This window comes from Martelella sp. FLE1502 (assembly GCF_053484255.1).
The window spans coordinates 1-14,474 of the sequence record NZ_JBAKFQ010000045.1; the positions used below are offsets into that span (position 1 = coordinate 1).

The 14,474-nt window shown below is 61.4% G+C and carries 17 protein-coding genes; 10 read left to right on the forward strand and 7 right to left on the reverse strand.

The genetic code is table 11. From position 1 onward, the window contains the following. Nucleotides 1-363: 363 nt before the first annotated feature. Complete coding sequence (locus V6767_RS22325; protein WP_448475456.1) at nt 364-1,839, forward strand: MFS transporter; 1,476 nt, start codon at nt 364-366, stop codon at nt 1,837-1,839. A 67-nt stretch (nt 1,840-1,906) separates the two neighbouring features. Here the strand turns inward: V6767_RS22325 and proX are convergent, their stop codons facing one another. From proX to V6767_RS22340, 3 genes are all read right to left on the reverse strand, one after another. Then, the gene (gene proX, locus V6767_RS22330; RefSeq protein WP_448429287.1) at nt 1,907-2,911 is read right to left on the reverse strand and encodes a glycine betaine/L-proline ABC transporter substrate-binding protein ProX; all 1,005 of its coding nucleotides are present in this window, start codon (nt 2,909-2,911) and stop codon (nt 1,907-1,909) included. Between the two features lie 110 nt (nt 2,912-3,021). Then, nucleotides 3,022-3,933, reverse strand: a complete 912-nt coding sequence (locus tag V6767_RS22335; RefSeq protein ID WP_448429285.1) for an ABC transporter permease — start codon at nt 3,931-3,933, stop codon at nt 3,022-3,024. A gap of 19 nt (nt 3,934-3,952) precedes the next feature. Further along, a complete protein-coding gene (locus V6767_RS22340) occupies nt 3,953-5,188 on the reverse strand; it encodes a quaternary amine ABC transporter ATP-binding protein (protein WP_448467930.1) in 1,236 nt (411 codons plus the stop codon). Nucleotides 5,189-5,570: 382 nt separating this feature from the next. Here V6767_RS22340 and V6767_RS22345 point away from each other — a divergent pair, with 382 nt between their 5' ends. From V6767_RS22345 to V6767_RS22355, 3 genes are all read left to right on the forward strand, one after another. Then, on the forward strand, nt 5,571-6,212 hold the full coding sequence (locus V6767_RS22345) for a J domain-containing protein (protein WP_448475457.1): 642 nt from the start codon (nt 5,571-5,573) through the stop codon (nt 6,210-6,212). Between the two features lie 60 nt (nt 6,213-6,272). Continuing rightward, nucleotides 6,273-7,607 carry a dGTP triphosphohydrolase gene (gene dgt / locus V6767_RS22350; protein ID WP_448475458.1) on the forward strand — a complete coding sequence of 445 codons (1,335 nt, stop codon included), beginning with the start codon at nt 6,273-6,275 and terminating at the stop codon, nt 7,605-7,607. Between the two features lie 137 nt (nt 7,608-7,744). Continuing rightward, entirely contained in the window at nt 7,745-7,885 is a 141-nt protein-coding gene (locus V6767_RS22355) for a hypothetical protein (protein WP_448475459.1), read from the forward strand. A 246-nt stretch (nt 7,886-8,131) separates the two neighbouring features. Here V6767_RS22355 and V6767_RS22360 read toward each other — a convergent pair whose 3' ends face one another. Next, nucleotides 8,132-8,521: a DUF983 domain-containing protein gene (locus V6767_RS22360; protein ID WP_448475460.1), complete on the reverse strand. Its 390-nt coding sequence runs from the start codon at nt 8,519-8,521 to the stop codon at nt 8,132-8,134. Between the two features lie 311 nt (nt 8,522-8,832). On the opposite strand from V6767_RS22360, the gene V6767_RS22365 reads away from it, so the two are divergent. Both V6767_RS22365 and V6767_RS22370 read left to right on the forward strand, forming a co-directional pair. After that, nucleotides 8,833-10,194, forward strand: coding sequence for an aminotransferase-like domain-containing protein (locus V6767_RS22365; RefSeq protein WP_448475461.1), 1,362 nt, complete (start codon nt 8,833-8,835; stop codon nt 10,192-10,194). Between the two features lie 22 nt (nt 10,195-10,216). Next, nucleotides 10,217-10,513 (forward strand): nitrilase-related carbon-nitrogen hydrolase, encoded by a 297-nt coding sequence (locus tag V6767_RS22370; protein ID WP_448475462.1) that lies wholly within the window; start codon nt 10,217-10,219, stop codon nt 10,511-10,513. A gap of 192 nt (nt 10,514-10,705) precedes the next feature. Here the strand turns inward: V6767_RS22370 and V6767_RS22375 are convergent, their stop codons facing one another. Next, complete coding sequence (locus tag V6767_RS22375) at nt 10,706-11,140, reverse strand: CBS domain-containing protein (protein ID WP_448475463.1); 435 nt, start codon at nt 11,138-11,140, stop codon at nt 10,706-10,708. Nucleotides 11,141-11,296: 156 nt separating this feature from the next. Here V6767_RS22375 and V6767_RS22380 point away from each other — a divergent pair, with 156 nt between their 5' ends. Next, nucleotides 11,297-11,824, forward strand: coding sequence for a superoxide dismutase family protein (locus tag V6767_RS22380; protein WP_448475464.1), 528 nt, complete (start codon nt 11,297-11,299; stop codon nt 11,822-11,824). A 160-nt stretch (nt 11,825-11,984) separates the two neighbouring features. Here the strand turns inward: V6767_RS22380 and V6767_RS22385 are convergent, their stop codons facing one another. Together V6767_RS22385 and V6767_RS22390 are read right to left on the reverse strand one after the other, a co-directional pair. Further along, nucleotides 11,985-12,272, reverse strand: coding sequence for a hypothetical protein (locus V6767_RS22385; RefSeq protein WP_448432769.1), 288 nt, complete (start codon nt 12,270-12,272; stop codon nt 11,985-11,987). 189 nt (nt 12,273-12,461) lie between these two features. Continuing rightward, nucleotides 12,462-12,638, reverse strand: a complete 177-nt coding sequence (locus tag V6767_RS22390; RefSeq protein WP_448475465.1) for a hypothetical protein — start codon at nt 12,636-12,638, stop codon at nt 12,462-12,464. 391 nt (nt 12,639-13,029) lie between these two features. Here V6767_RS22390 and V6767_RS22395 point away from each other — a divergent pair, with 391 nt between their 5' ends. The 3 genes from V6767_RS22395 (at nt 13,030) to V6767_RS22405 (ending at nt 14,457) form a co-directional block, all read left to right on the forward strand. Beyond that, the gene (locus V6767_RS22395; protein ID WP_448432771.1) at nt 13,030-13,266 is read left to right on the forward strand and encodes a hypothetical protein; all 237 of its coding nucleotides are present in this window, start codon (nt 13,030-13,032) and stop codon (nt 13,264-13,266) included. A 14-nt stretch (nt 13,267-13,280) separates the two neighbouring features. Next, nucleotides 13,281-13,595: a DUF982 domain-containing protein gene (locus V6767_RS22400; protein WP_448475466.1), complete on the forward strand. Its 315-nt coding sequence runs from the start codon at nt 13,281-13,283 to the stop codon at nt 13,593-13,595. A 325-nt stretch (nt 13,596-13,920) separates the two neighbouring features. Beyond that, nucleotides 13,921-14,457 (forward strand): sigma-70 family RNA polymerase sigma factor, encoded by a 537-nt coding sequence (locus V6767_RS22405; RefSeq protein WP_448475467.1) that lies wholly within the window; start codon nt 13,921-13,923, stop codon nt 14,455-14,457. The last annotated feature ends 17 nt before the right edge of the window (nt 14,458-14,474 follow it).

Below are 14,474 nucleotides of genomic sequence, written 5' to 3' on the forward strand. Positions count from 1 at the left end.
TCCGAACACCTGTAAGGGATGTCTCCGGGCTTTACACTTGACCCGAGGATCCAGGCCGCCCGGCAAAGTCTTGTTATAAGTCTTTGAAAATTCAGAGACTTAAGCCGCCTGGATGCTCGGATCAAGTCCGAGCATGACTCAAGAACGAAGGGGCGGCGACAAATGATGGTCGAAGGCCTTTACTTTTTCAGCAGTCAGGAGAACCGGCGTCAATGTCGGGCCTCTTTTCCTGTTCAATTCGTCCTCACGTCACATCATCCCTCCAATCCAGGGCCCGTATTTCGGGTATTGTCATCAAAGTCTCAACCGGCGTCATTACGACTGTTGTCGCAGGGGATTGCGTCCGGCAGGGAAGGGATTGTGATGAACGTGGTAGACAAGGAAATGCGGACGACGGCGGACGGCCACAGCGTCCAGCACTATATCGACGAACACCCGTATTGGGCGGATGGCACGGCTGCACCGGCGCCGCAGATGACGGCGATGCAGTGGCGGATCTGGAGCCTTTCGGTCGCTGGCAAGTTCTTCGAAGGGCTTGTGGTTTTCATGACCGGGGTCGCCATGCCACTGATTGCAAAGGAATTCGGTCTCAATGCCGCCCAGCACGGTATGGTTGGCTCGGCCTCGCTGTTCGGCATTCTGATCGGCGCGAGCGCGCTCGGCAGCCTCTCGGATCGCTTCGGGCGCAAGCGGGTGTTCATCTTCGAGATCGGGCTTTTCATCGCCTTTCTGGCGATGATCGTGTTCACCCCGAACTTCCCATGGCTCATTGTCTGCCTGTTCGGCATGGGGCTCGCGCTCGGCTGCGATTACCCCACCGCTCATCTCGTGATCTCCGAAAGCACGCCATCGCGCACGCGCGGTGGACTTGTGCTTTCTGCGTTCGGATTTCAGGCCGTCGGCGCGCTGTTCGGCACGGTGCTTGGCTATATCATCCTCACGCTCGACCCGTCGGTTGGCGCATGGCGCTGGATGTATGGCTGTGCGATCATTCCGGCGCTTGCGGTCTTTATCGGCCGGTTCTTCATTCCCGAAAGCCCGCACTGGCTGGCCGTCAGCGGCCGGGAGCGGGCCGCCGAGACGGAGCTGCAGAAGCTGCTGCGTCGCAAGCCGCTCTATCCGAAGACGATCTCCATCAATGGCCGCCGGGAAAAGCGCGAGGACAAGCCGCATGCGACCGGCTATCGCGGCCTGTTCCAGAACCGGAACCGCAGGGCGCTGATCCTGGCCTCCGTGCCCTGGTTCCTCCAGGATCTCGGCACCTATGGCATCGGCATCTTCACCCCGACGATCCTAGCCGCCACCGTGGGCCACCAACGCCAGCATGCCCAGAACATCGCCGATCTCGTGCATAACGACTTGATCGCCGCCAAAGGCACGGCGCTTCTGGACGTGCTTCTGCTGGTCGGCATTGTCGCCGCCGTCCTGCTCGCCGACCGGATCGGGCGGATCAGGTTGCAGGTCTTCGGATTCGTTGGGTGCGCCGCAGGCCTGTTCATCGCCGCACAGGCAGGGGCCTATAGCGGGGCGACCCAGACCGCACTGATCTTCACCGGCTTCATGCTGTTCAATTTCATGACCAATCTCGGCCCCAACGCCCAGACCTATCTGATCGCCGGCGAGGTGTTCCCGACGCAGATCAGGGGAACGGGGGCGGGGTTCGCGGCCTCCTTCGCCAAGATCGGGGCCTGCCTCACGGCTTTCCTGTTCCCGATCCTTCTCGCCGATATCGGCACGACGGCGCTGCTCTACGCCCTTGTGGCGACCTCGCTTGTCGGCGCTCTGGTGACCTTCTTCTTCCGCATCGAGACCAAGGGCATCAGCCTCGACGCTTCCTGAGCATCACGCATAAAAAAGAGCCCCGGCCGAAAGACCGGGGCTCCTAATTTCAGTCAATCAAGACCGATCAGCCAGCGGCTTCACGGGCCTTTTCGAGCCAACCGTCAACCATGTCCTGGTTGTTCTTGATCCACTCGGTGGCCTGGGCCTGAACGTCGTCATCGCCATTGTTCATCTTCGAGTTCTGGGCGAAGATGTCTTCCAGCGGGATCGATACTTCCTTCAGGAGCGCATCGACAGCCGGGTTGTCGGCGATGAATTCGTCGTTGACGACCGGAACGATGTCGTTGGCGACAAAGCCCATGTAGCACGGATCGGCGACGCAGGTGTCGAGACCCTTGGCCGGAGCCGGCAGCTCGACGCCTTCCTTCTGCGGCACTTCAATCCACATCACGTCCTTGCCCGGCGAAAGCTGGTCAACAGTCCAGTTCGGGGTCCAGGTGTAGAACAGGATGTGCTCGCCGTTCTGGTAGGCGGCGATCGCATCGGCCATCGAAGCGGAGTAGCCGGCCTTGATCGGGTTGATGTCGTCACCCAGGTCGAACTCTTCCATGTGCTTCGAAATCGTCAGCTCGCAGCCCCAGCCGGGCGGGCAGGCGACCAGATCGGCCTTGCCGTCGCCATTGCGGTCGAAGGCTTCCTTGACTTCGTCGCGCTTGAAGTCGTCAAGCGTCTTGATGTCGAACTCTTCGATCGCGGCCTTGTCGACGAGGTAGCCCTGCAGAGCGCCGCCCTTGGCGACCGCGCCGTCAACCTTGGCCTTGCCTTCGAAGGTCGGCTTGTAGGTTTCGTGCAGCGGGAACCAGCCATTGACCCAGAGGTCGACATCGCCCTGCGACACGGCCTGATAGAAGGCCGAAGCGCCGAGCGTCATCGGGCCGGTTACGCTGTAGCCGAGATCCTCGAACATCTGCTTGTAGATTTCGGCCTGGAACCAGCCGGTGTCCCAGTCGGCCTGCGCCATCTTGATGGTCTTGCCATCGCCGGGCTCCTGCGCGAAGGCGGCAGTGGCCGGGACGATGCTGGCGGCGCCAAGCATGAGGGCGGCGGTCAGTTTGGTGAGATTGTTCATGAGCGTTTCTCCGTTTCTTCGTGTTGCGGCGCTTGCCCTGTTGCAGGCAACCGCCTTGGCGACGGGATTGGAGATCCCTTTCAGAAAACGTCCGGATGGACGCCTTCGTTTTATTCGGCGGCCTTTTTCTGACCGCTGAAAAGCGTACCCAACGCCTGACGGAACGTCATCCGGTTGGGGTCCGATGGCTCGACAAGGCCCTGGGTGATGCGGTCGAGCACGATGGCAAGAACCACAATCCCGACGCCGCCGGCGGTCGCGCCGCCGACATCAAGCCGGCCGAGGCCAGTGTTGACGACCTGTCCAAGGCCGCCCGCGCCGATAAGCGCTGCGATGACAACCATTGACATGGCCAACATGAGCGTCTGATTCAACCCCGCCATGATGGTTCTCATGGCAAGCGGGAGCTGAACTTCGAACAGCGTCTGTGAATAGGTGGCGCCGAAAGCCTCCGATGCCTCGATCAGATCGGTGCGCACATTGCGGATGCCGAGATTGGTCATGCGGATGATCGGCGGCAGCGCGAAGATGATGGTGGCGATGATGCCCGGCGCCATGCCGACGCCGAACAGCATAACGATCGGAACGAGATAGACGAAGCTTGGAACCGTCTGCATCACGTCGAGGATCGGCCGTACGATCTTCCACATCGTATCGCTGCGGGCGACGAGAATGCCGACCGGCACGCCGATAATGGTGCAGAAGAACACCGATGTCAGGATCATGGCGAGCGTGGTCATCGTTTCCGGCCACAGGCCGATGAGATCGACGAACAGGAAGCCGACGATCGTCACGATCGCCATGGTCTTACCGACGATGCGCCAGGCGAGCAGCGCGAACACTGCCGTCAGCACCAGCATCGGAATGAAGGCCAGGAACCCGTCAAGTGCCATCAGCACCTGGTTGACCGGCACCTGAAGCGCGCGGAAGAACGGCCGGAAATTCGGCACCAGAAAGCCGCGGACGAAATCGTTTACCCAGGCGTCGAAGGGAATGGTGAAATACTGTGATGGATCGAACATGGTCTAGCTCCCTCTCGACTTATTCGCTGGCCGGCTGGCCGGCCTGCTTCTTGGCTTCTTCTTCAGCGAGTTGGGGAGGGGGCTCCTCCGTATCGGCGGCGAGCTGCTCGAAGATCGCTTCCTGATCGACGACGCCGACAAGCTTGCCGTCGTCATCGGTCACGGCCATGGGCACGCCGGCCTGCGCCGCGCCATAGACCTCGTTCAGGTAGGACTCTTCCGAAACGGTCGGCGGCTCGGCATACATCACGTCGCGAACAGGGGCCGTGCGCTGGGCTTCCATCGCGTCGGAGCGCATCAGAAGGCCGACCGGCACGCCCTTTTCAACGACATAGGCGAGGTCGGACTTGGCCTTGTCCATCACCGCAAGCGCGTCGGCCGTGGTCGAATCGACCTTCACCCATGCGGCATCGCGGGAAATGTCGGAGACCTTGAAGACACGGCTGCGGTCGATATCGGAGACGAAGGCGCGGACATAATCATCGGCGGGCTCGGAGACGATCTCCTGAGCCGTGCCGACCTGGACAAACGCGCCGTCCTTCATGATCGCGATCCGGTCGCCGAGGATCATGGCTTCGTTGAGGTCATGGGTGATGAAGACGATGGTCTTCTTCAATTCTTTTTGAAGAACCACCAACTCGTCCTGCATTTCGCGCCGGATCAGCGGGTCGAGCGCGCCGAACGGTTCGTCCATCAGCAGGATCTCGGGATCATTGGCAAGGCCGCGGGCAAGGCCCACGCGCTGCTGCATGCCGCCGGAAAGCTGGCTCGGATAGCTGTTGGCATAGGCCTCGAGCCCGACCTTGGCGAGAGATTCGCGTGCGGCCTTGTGACGCTCTTCCTTGCCCATGCCCTTGAGCTTCAGTCCGAAGGCGACGTTATCTATGATCGTTTTATGAGGAAACAGCGCGAAGTGCTGGAAAACCATGGTGATTTTCTTGCGGCGCACATCACGCAAAGTTTCCTTGTCGCAGGAGGCGACGTCGACATTGTCGATGATGATCTGGCCGGAGGTCGGCGGGATCAGGCCGTTGAGCGTGCGAACGATCGTCGATTTTCCGGAGCCGGACAGCCCCATGATCACGAAGATTTCACCTTCATTGACGTCGAAACTGACGTTGTCGATCCCGACCGTGACGCCGGTTGCCTTGAAGATATCTTCCTTGCTTTCGCCAGCAGCGAGGCGTCGCGCGCCTTCGCCATCGTCGTCATTGAACAGTTTCGACACGTTTTTAGCGGTCAGTTTGACGCTCATACTTGTTCCTTCTCCGGCGGACATCGGTTTGTCCAGCGCTTTGTGCCAGCGCTTGCACGCGATAAAACGCGAGGGTTGCGTGCGGACGGTGGTCCCGCATGGGGGCGGGCATGCGAAGCCTCAGGCGGCGTCGCTCGGGCCTCCAGATAAGCAATAGAGGAGGCTTGCCGAAGACAGCGTTCGTCAACGACACGGCTGATGTGTAGAATTTGGACGCCCGAATGTCAAATTTGCGGCCACAAAGTGCCCTTACGGGAAAACCGTCCGGATTGAGCGCGAGGCGCGAGATTTGCGCGCTTTTCAACCGTCTTTCGCCTTGAACAGCGGGTGCTGGCGCGCTAGTCCATGAGGCGTTGTTGAACGGGATGAAACGGGTGACGGTTTGATCGACCCCTATGAAGTGCTGGGCATAGATCGCGATTGCGATAGCGAGACCGTGCGCGCTGCCTACCGGCGGCTTGCCAAGGAGGCGCATCCCGACAGCGGCGGCGACGGCGAACGGTTCGCCCGCCTTCAGGCCTCCTATGACCTTTTGAAGGACCCGGTGCGCCGCAAGGTCTACGACGACACCGGCTATGATCCCGAACTGGCCGACGCCAAGGACCTCAAGGGCGTGCTGCTGCTCGAGCCGCTGGTCAACGAGATGATCCTCGACGAGCGCGAGCCGGGCAGTTTCGATCCGGTCGCGGCGATGCGGCGCAAGCTTTCCGACGACATTCTGAAGAGCCGCTTCCACATTCTGGAGCTTGAGCGCCACCGCGCGCGGGTGCGCAAGCACCTTGCACGGCTTGCCCGGCGCAAGAGCGACAAGGGCAATTCCGATGTGCTGGGCTCCATGCTGCGGGCGCGCAGCGAATCGATCGCCGAGGCGATCCGCAACGCCGAAGCCCAGATCGAGGCGATCGAGCAGGCCTATGTGATGCTTGAAGGCTATGCCTATGAGATGGAACATGACGGCGAAGCGGAGGATGCCGCCGGGCAGCGTCTGGAAGACAAGTCTGCGCAGGACAAGGCTGCTGAATAGGGGCTGCCGAATAGCGGCTTTTGCATAAAGGGCAGGAACACGCTGCCGGGGGATACCGAAATGGCTGAAATGGAATGGTCGCGGCTGCTCGACCTGGAACCGCTCTACCGTCCCGACCGCAAAGCCTCGCCCCGCCGTCCGGCCTTTGACCAGGACGCCGACCGGATCACGTTCTCCGCGCCGTTCCGCAGGCTCGCCAACAAGACCCAGGTTCACCCGCTCTACGACCACGACCACATCCATCATCGGCTGATCCACAGCGTGGAGACCGCAAGCGTCGGTCGCTCGCTCGGGCTGGAGGTTGGCTACTGGCTTGAGGAGGAGGGCAAGATTGCCAAAGGCGGTCAGGCGATCGTCGCCGGCCTCGTGCATGCAGCCTGCCTTGCCCACGACATCGGCAACCCGCCCTTCGGCCATTCCGGCGAGGCGGCGATCGGCGCGTGGTTTGCCGAGCGCTTCGACCGGGGCGAGGGGCTGTTTGCCGACCGCGACGCCTGCTTTGCCGAGGAATTCGAGGCATTCGAAGGCAATGCGCAGGGCTTCCGCATACTCACCCGGCTGGAAATGAACCGGCCAGGCGGCATGCGGCTGACGCATGGCACGCTCGGCGCGTTCATCAAATATCCGGTGACGGCGCGGGTGCGCAAGTCGATCGCCGTTCGCGACGGTGGGCTGAAGAAGTTCGGCGTCTTCGAAAGCGAACGGGCCGAGCTTGAGACCGTCGCCGACCGGACCGGTCTGATCGCGGGCGATGCCTCGGCCACCTGGTGGCGGCGTCATCCGCTGGTTCTGCTGGTCGAGGCGGCCGATGATATCTGCTACAACATCCTCGATCTCGAGGACGCCTTCACCACCGGCGATCTCGGTTATGGTGACGTCGCGCCGCTTCTTTCCGAGATTGCGGGCTTTTCGCCGAAGGATGATCGTGGCGACACGCCGGCCGAGAAGATCGCGGTCTTGAGGGCGGTTGCGATCGGCAAGGCCTTCGAGGCGTGCAGCGGCGCGTTTGCCGAGAACTACGATGCGATCATGGGCGGCAGGTTTGCCGGCGCGCTCGTCAGTGCCTCGGCGCAGGCGGAGAACTTCGCCGCGATCGAGAGTTTGGCGAATGAGCGCATCTTCACCTCGCCGCGCAAGACCGAGCTTGAGGTCATGGGCCGCAACCTCGTCCATCGCATTCTCGACGGCATCCTGCCGGTGGCCGAAGCACTCGCCGCCGCCGCCGGCTGGCAGGCTGACCGGCTCGATGGCTATCCCAGGCAGTTGCAGCGCGCGCTGGGCATGGACCTGCGCCACGCCCGCGATCCCTACAGCGCGCTCCACGCGCTCGCCGACTACGTCTCCGGCATGACCGACCGCTATGCCGTGAAGATCGCGGAGATGATCTCTCGCTGATCCGTATTGCTGAAGGCGACAACGTCGATGCGGCGAGCCAACACCTCAGCGCAATGCTGGCTTGCGCCGAACCCCATACCCTGCGGAAAACAACTCGCTATCTTAAGGCTATCAAAGCTTAGACGAGGATTCGGAAAATGAAGACCACCCGCAAGAATGAACTTGCCCATCAGCCCAATCCGCTGGTCCGTTTTGCGCGCGGTGTTGGCAAGCTCTACAACGACTACCACGAGTTGAACGCCGAGGCCCGTCGCCGCTATCCCGGCGCATTCCGTTGATCCGAGCCGCACGGTTCCGTCAAAGGCGTGAACGCCAACGGAACCGTTATCGGTGTTGCGCTTCCATAGAAGATCGACCCGCCCGCTGTTCGGCCTGCTGACAATCAGCGATGGGCGTGGGCCCTAGCCCGCATAGACCTTTGCAAATATTTGGCCTCGATCATGTACGGGCCTGGCCGCTCTCCAGTCGCTTCCGCCAAAAGGTGCATGAGATAGCAATATCAATACTTTATTGCATTTAATTCATTAATTGCTTTTGTCGACAAGCTTGCCTTCCTCGGCCTTGTGGTGAAACTGGCTGGCGACCAGCCAGCCCTTGAGCGGCCTCAGCATAGGAATGCAGGACAGGAACACCACGGGCATCGACACGAAGATGTGGAACCAGAACGACGGCTGGTATGTCACTTCCGCCCAGACGGCGAACAACACCGAGGGAATGCAGCCGAAGCAGATCACGAAAAAGGCGGGGCCGTCCGCCGGATCAGCGAAATCGTAATCGAGCCCGCAGACATTGCATTTCGGCGCAAGCTTCAGAAAGCTTGAAAACAGCCTTCCTTCGCCGCAGCGCGGGCATTTTCCGCGTATGCCGACCCGCCATGGTTCGAGCCGGGGCCATTCGCTGTTTCCGTTCGTCATTTCCTTGTCCTTATCTCTGGCCCTTCCGGAAATCGCTTGCCCTCAAGCGGGTAGACCAAATAGACCGGGCGAGCACCGTTGGCGTTCGCGATTTTTGGAGCCATACAATTTCGGATATGTAGCCTTTTTTGAGGTTGAGTTCAACGAAGAGGCTCCCGTTCACGGTCGTGGCAATAGGTCGCACTTGCGATCAATAGATTGATATATAATGTTTTTTTATCTCATGCTTGAGTGTTGATTGCCTCCGCTTTACTCTTCTGGCCATACAAAATATAAGAACTGTATGGATAAAGTAGGGGTTGGCGATGTGGATGCCGCGACTACTCGATGGCGCGAGATTGAAATATCTCGGCATTGTCGACGCGCTTGAGGCGGATATCCGCTTGGGTCATGTCGCGCGCGGCGAGCGCCTGCCGGCTCAGCGCGCCATTGCGGAAAAGCTGGGGGTTGACCTGACGACGGTGACCCGCGCCTTCAACGAGGCGCGCCGACGCGGGCTGGTGACGGCTGAGGCCGGCCGCGGCACTTTCATTTCGCACGCGCCTGAGGCCGGCGAACAGCCCCGTGTCGATCTCAGCATGAACATTCCGCCGCAGCCTTCGGACGTGAACTTCCGCCGGCTCATACCCCACGACCTTGCTGATATTCTGGCCGGCCCGGCCGGATTGCTGCATCTTCACTATCAGGAAAGCACGGGCTCGATCGCGGACAGGGCGGCTGCGGCGCGCTGGCTCGGTGCGAGGAGGCTCGGCAGCGTGACGCCGGATCGTCTCGTCGTCGGCGCCGGTGCTCAGTGCGCGCTCCACGCGATCTGCGACTTGCTGCTTGACAGCAATGACGTGATCGCCGCCGGCGCGATGACCTATCCGGGCGTGAAGGCTGTTGCCATCCAGAAAGGGCTCGCGGTCGAGCCGCTTGCCATGGACGGAGAGGGCATCCTTCCCGACGCCTTCGCAAAGGCCTGTCGCGACCGCGCGGTCAGGCTTCTCTACGTTATTCCGAGCATCGACAATCCGACCACGGCGACGCTGCCGGAAGCGCGCCGTCGAGCGTTGGTCGAAATCGCACGCCTGCATGGTGTCGTCATCATCGAGGATGATCCCTATGCCGCCCTGCTGCCCGAGACGGCGGCATCGCTGTCTACGCTGGCGCCCGATATTACCTGGCACATCGCGACCCTTTCGAAATGCGCCACGCCGGCGCTGCGCGTGGCGTTTGTCGCCGCGCCCTCGGCACAGGCCGCGCGCCGTCTTGCAAGCGTGATGCGTGCAGCCATGCTGATGGCGCCGCCGCTGATGTCGGCGCTCGCAAACCGCTGGATCGTCACCGGCGCGCTGGACGAAATCGCCAGATCGATCCGCGCGGAGAACATTGCGCGCCAGCAGCTTGCCTCCGCGATCCTTGGAAAGCTTGATTATGCCGCCGACCCGCACGGCCATCATCTCTGGCTCCGGCTGCCGGCGCCCTGGCGGGCATCGGATTTCGCCGAGCATGCCGGCCGGGCGGGGATATCGATCGTGCCGGCCCCGGCCTTCGCAACCGTCGCCCACCCGGCAGAGGCGGTGCGGATTTCGCTCGGCGTTGCGCCTTGCCGGGATGTGTTGGAGGAGGGGCTTATCCTGCTTTCCGGCCTGGTCGCAAAACCCACGCCCGGCACCAGAGCTGTCGTCTGAACGCTAGAAAGGATCGTTTCCCTTGTCCGAGCCTTTCAAGGCCGCCGTCATCCCGGCTGCGCGGGTATTGTTCGGTACGCGCCGCATAATTGATAAGGTGGCTGATCTCGTGGGCGAGGCCGCCAGTGAAGGGGCGAGGCTGGTGGTGCTGCCCGAAGCCTTTGTCGGCGGCTACCCACGGGGATGGATTTCGGCGCGCGGCTTGGCTCGCGCGGCCCCGACGGGTGCGAGGAATTCCGGCGCTACTATGAAAGTGCGATTGATCTGGCGGGACCGGAGGCTGCAAGCCGCAGTCAAGGGCATAATCCGCCCATGGTAGAGCCGGTGGCAGATTTTCCTTTTTTTGCGCGCCAGCGGTCAAACCCTGCTTCCCGCTTCATCGCTATTAACGTCTGCTCTGCGCTCGCGCACCGCAGACATCGGGCGCGAGCAACATGGTCAAAGGGCCGGGTAATTCAAGGAAACGATGACCCCGCATCGGTTTCTTCCGGCCCAATGTCTGAAATCGCCTTCACGCGGCGGACTGGTTATGGCTGCCGCCGTCGCGCACGACGCCCTTCAGGCTGCGTCCGGTATGGCTGATGCTGCCGCGGGCGGCATCCGCGAGCGAGACGATACCGCACATGCGCTTGTTGTCGTCCAGCACGACGAGGCGGCGCACCTGGATATCGCCCATATTGGCGAGAACGTCATCCACCTCGTCCGTGTCGCGGCAATATTTGACGTCGGTGCTCATCACCTCGCTCACCTTGCTGCGCCCGTCGAGGCCGGTGGCAACGCCGCGCGTGACGATGTCGCGGTCCGTCACCATGCCCACCAGCCGGTCGTTTTCGCCGACCGGGAGGAAACCGATATCTTCATTCGTCATCCGCCTGGCGATTTCGACAATGATGTCGTCGGGTTTCGCAAGGGCGACGTCGCGTGTCATGATTTCTGAAATTCGCATCGTTTTCTCCTTGGCGTTTTCTCCATGGAGCCCGCCCAACTGCAGGCCGCGCGGAATGTTCCAGCGGAATTCCGGCGACGGGTTTGCGAACAATTTCCCTCCCTCGCTGTTGGGTGCGGACCGGGCCGAGGCCCGCAACAAAGAGGAGATTGTTTCATGAGAACGAAGATATTTACCCTGACCGTCGCAGTGGCGGCGCTGGCTTCCAACCTCGCAGTGGCCGCGGATGGAGACCGCGTTCAGGGCAGTCTTGCCGGAGACAACATCAGCGGAACGGTGACCATGCTGGAGACCGCCTCCGGGGTCGTGCTCGTCGAGATCGATGCGGAAGGTCTGCCGGAAGGCGAGCATGGCTTTCACGTGCATGAAGTCGGACAGTGCGATGGCGAAAACGGCTTCAAGAGCGCTGGAGGTCATCTCGCGCGCGGGCTGGATCACGGTATCATGAGCCAGAATGGTCCTCATCCGGGCGACATGCCGAACCTGCATGTGGGATCCGACGGCATCGCCAAGGCCGATGTTTTCGTCCGCGGCTTCACGCTCGGGCGGACCGGTAATCAGCGCATCCTCGATGATGATGGCTCGGCGGTGATCATTCACGCCGGTCCCGACGACTACAGCACGCAGCCCTCGGGCGACGCGGGCGACCGTATTGCCTGCGCCGTGCTTGAGCCGGTGGAGTGAGACGAAGACTGTGGCCGGGCCAGACCGCGGCCCGGCCGCATGTCGCGGTGGGCACCGGTCGACGGCATTGCCCACACGGCAGAACTGAAAGCCGGTACCGGTGAAGGGCGCTCCAATCGCCGCCAATGCGGCAGAGCGCTGCTCAGAGCGCCTCGATCCGTCAGCGCTCTCCCTTCTCCGCCTGTTTCTCGACGATCTCAAGCGATGAACGGGCTTCCTGAAGCAGCGGCTCGAGATCCTGTCCGCGTTCGCTGGCCTCTGTTCGGCTTTCCAGTTCCGTTATGATATCCTTCAGGCGCTTGAGGCGGTCCTCAACGGGGTCGCCGCCATAAGTTTGCGCGGTGATCTGGCGCGAGGTGATGTCCTCGGCGAGGCTTTCCACATCGGCTTCTCCGCCCACCGGTGAATGCAGAGGGTCTTCCTGCTGATTGTTGCGACTGTCGGCCATGGGGATGTCCTCTCGAACTGTTTCACTCGATCGTGTGACCAAACGTCTGAAACGGCTTTTTGTTCGCGGCTGAAACATGCGCCGGTCTCGCCCCTCTGGCGCCCTTCAAGTTTGAAACAAGAGTTCCAGGCACAAAAAAACGCCGCGCGGCTTGCACGGCGTTGGTCCGAGATTACCGGTAAAAGACCCCTATGAGGGTTTTTCTTCCCGTTCATTCAGCGCCTGCTGCAGCTTCATGGCAAGCTCGAGCAACCGGTCGGGTATCGGCTCCTGCTTGATCTGGGAGAGGAGCTCAGAGGTCTTGCTATCCAGAAACGCGTCGGAACGGTCCGCCGAGACGAGATCCTTGTCATTGTCTTTCGTCATCTTATCGCCTTGCTTTTCGCGGGCATGTTCTTGGTTGTCATATGACACTACGCTTCTGGAGCACCGGTGGATTTAAACTGTTTCGCACGATCGGTTGGCAGAAGCAAATCTGCACGCGCGGGTTTGTCCCTTCGTTTTCCGGCCGGCGGAACCCTGGAATAGCCGGGAACATCGGCCATAAGACCGCTTGGCTGGCCATATTTCCGTCAGCGCTTGGGTGCTCCGGTCGCATGTGAGGCCCGTTCACATTTCCGTGGGTGCCTGTGTCTTTCCGGTCTGTGCCTTCATGGACGCCCAACCCGCGCGTCCAATGCTTGTTCCCGCAAAAGAGACCGGAACAAAACCCGCCCGAACTGGTTTGGCGCTGGTTGGAGAAACACGAGGACACACCATGACCGATAAACCATCCGGCGCCGCTCCGGGCACGAGCGACGAGCGCCCGCGCTGGGAAGGACCCGAAGAAAGCCGGCCGAGCGCGTACAAGCCCGCCAAGGACGACCCCGGCAAGGACCGCGATGCCATGCGGGAAAATCTCGATCATCCCCGCAAGCGCGATCTTTCCGACGCCATGAAAACAAGACGTGACGATAGAGACCGGCCCTCCGAAGGCCCGGCTGAAGACAAATGAAGGAGGAGACCACGATGGGACATTTCGCAAGGTGGGTCGCGCCGGTATATCTTGGCTTCGGCGAAGACGGTCCGCTTGCCGTCAAAGGGCCCTCCCAGGCCCGCAACCTGCTCGCGGAAAACTGGCCGCACCGGCGCGGGCGGCACTACCATGCGGCCGTGAACTGCTGCGAGCGCGCCGTTGCCCAGCCTGGATGGCTGGAGATGTCGAGAGAGGCCTTCATCGCCGCCGCGCTCGAAGCCGGGCTTTTCAGCGGTCATTCCGGGCACGCCCGCAGCTTCGTGCCAGGCATAACCGGTTCCGGACCACGACATCGCCCGATGCTGTAGATTGCTTGTTCCGGCGCGGCGGGTGAACATTGCCCGGCGCTCCGGAAATTCTTGCGGCCGGCCAGCAAAGACAGTCGCTCCGGCACGCGACGCTTCTCGGCGTTTTCGCAACATACTCAAGGATAAACCCGCTTGCAGGGCCGGTCGGCGCTGTTCCCAACGAAACATCCAGCTCCTGCTCCGGGACATCGCAGGCCATGCGGCAGGCCATATGGTATGTCAGCAGCCGAACGCGCGAATATCATCGGTTTGGACAAAAAGAGAGGAACCGCCGCCCCGTCGGCTTCGTTACGTTCAGAGGGTCTAAGTTCAGACGGAGCCCATGATGAACCAGCAAGAAGTGAGACTGAGGAGCCGGCAACGTCAGGAAATTGTGGACCTCATCCCGGCGCTAAGGGCGTTCGCCCGAACCTTCTGCCGCAATCCCAACGACGCCGATGACCTGGTTCAGGAGACGATGCTGAAGGGTATTGCCAACCTCGACAAGTTCAAGCCGGGGACAAGGTTGAAGTCCTGGCTGTTCACGATCATGCGCAACACCTTCTACACCCAGATCAAGGTGAGAAACCGTGAGGCGCCAGGGGAGGAAGATTGCGTCGCCAGCCTGCCGCACAATGACGCCACGCAGGACTGGTCGGTCAGGGGGCAGGAACTGCTGGATGCGCTGGCGCGCATTCCGCCGCATTACCGCGAAATGTTCGTCCTGGTGATGGTGCTCGGCGAAAGCTACATCGACGCTGCGGAGATTTGCGACTGCGCGATCGGAACTGTGAAAAGCAGGGTAAATCGGGCGCGTCAACTGCTTATGGAAGAGCTTGGCGAGGTGAACCGCACCGGGTTTGCCGGAGGCTCCAACTCTTGAGTAAGATGGAGCATTAT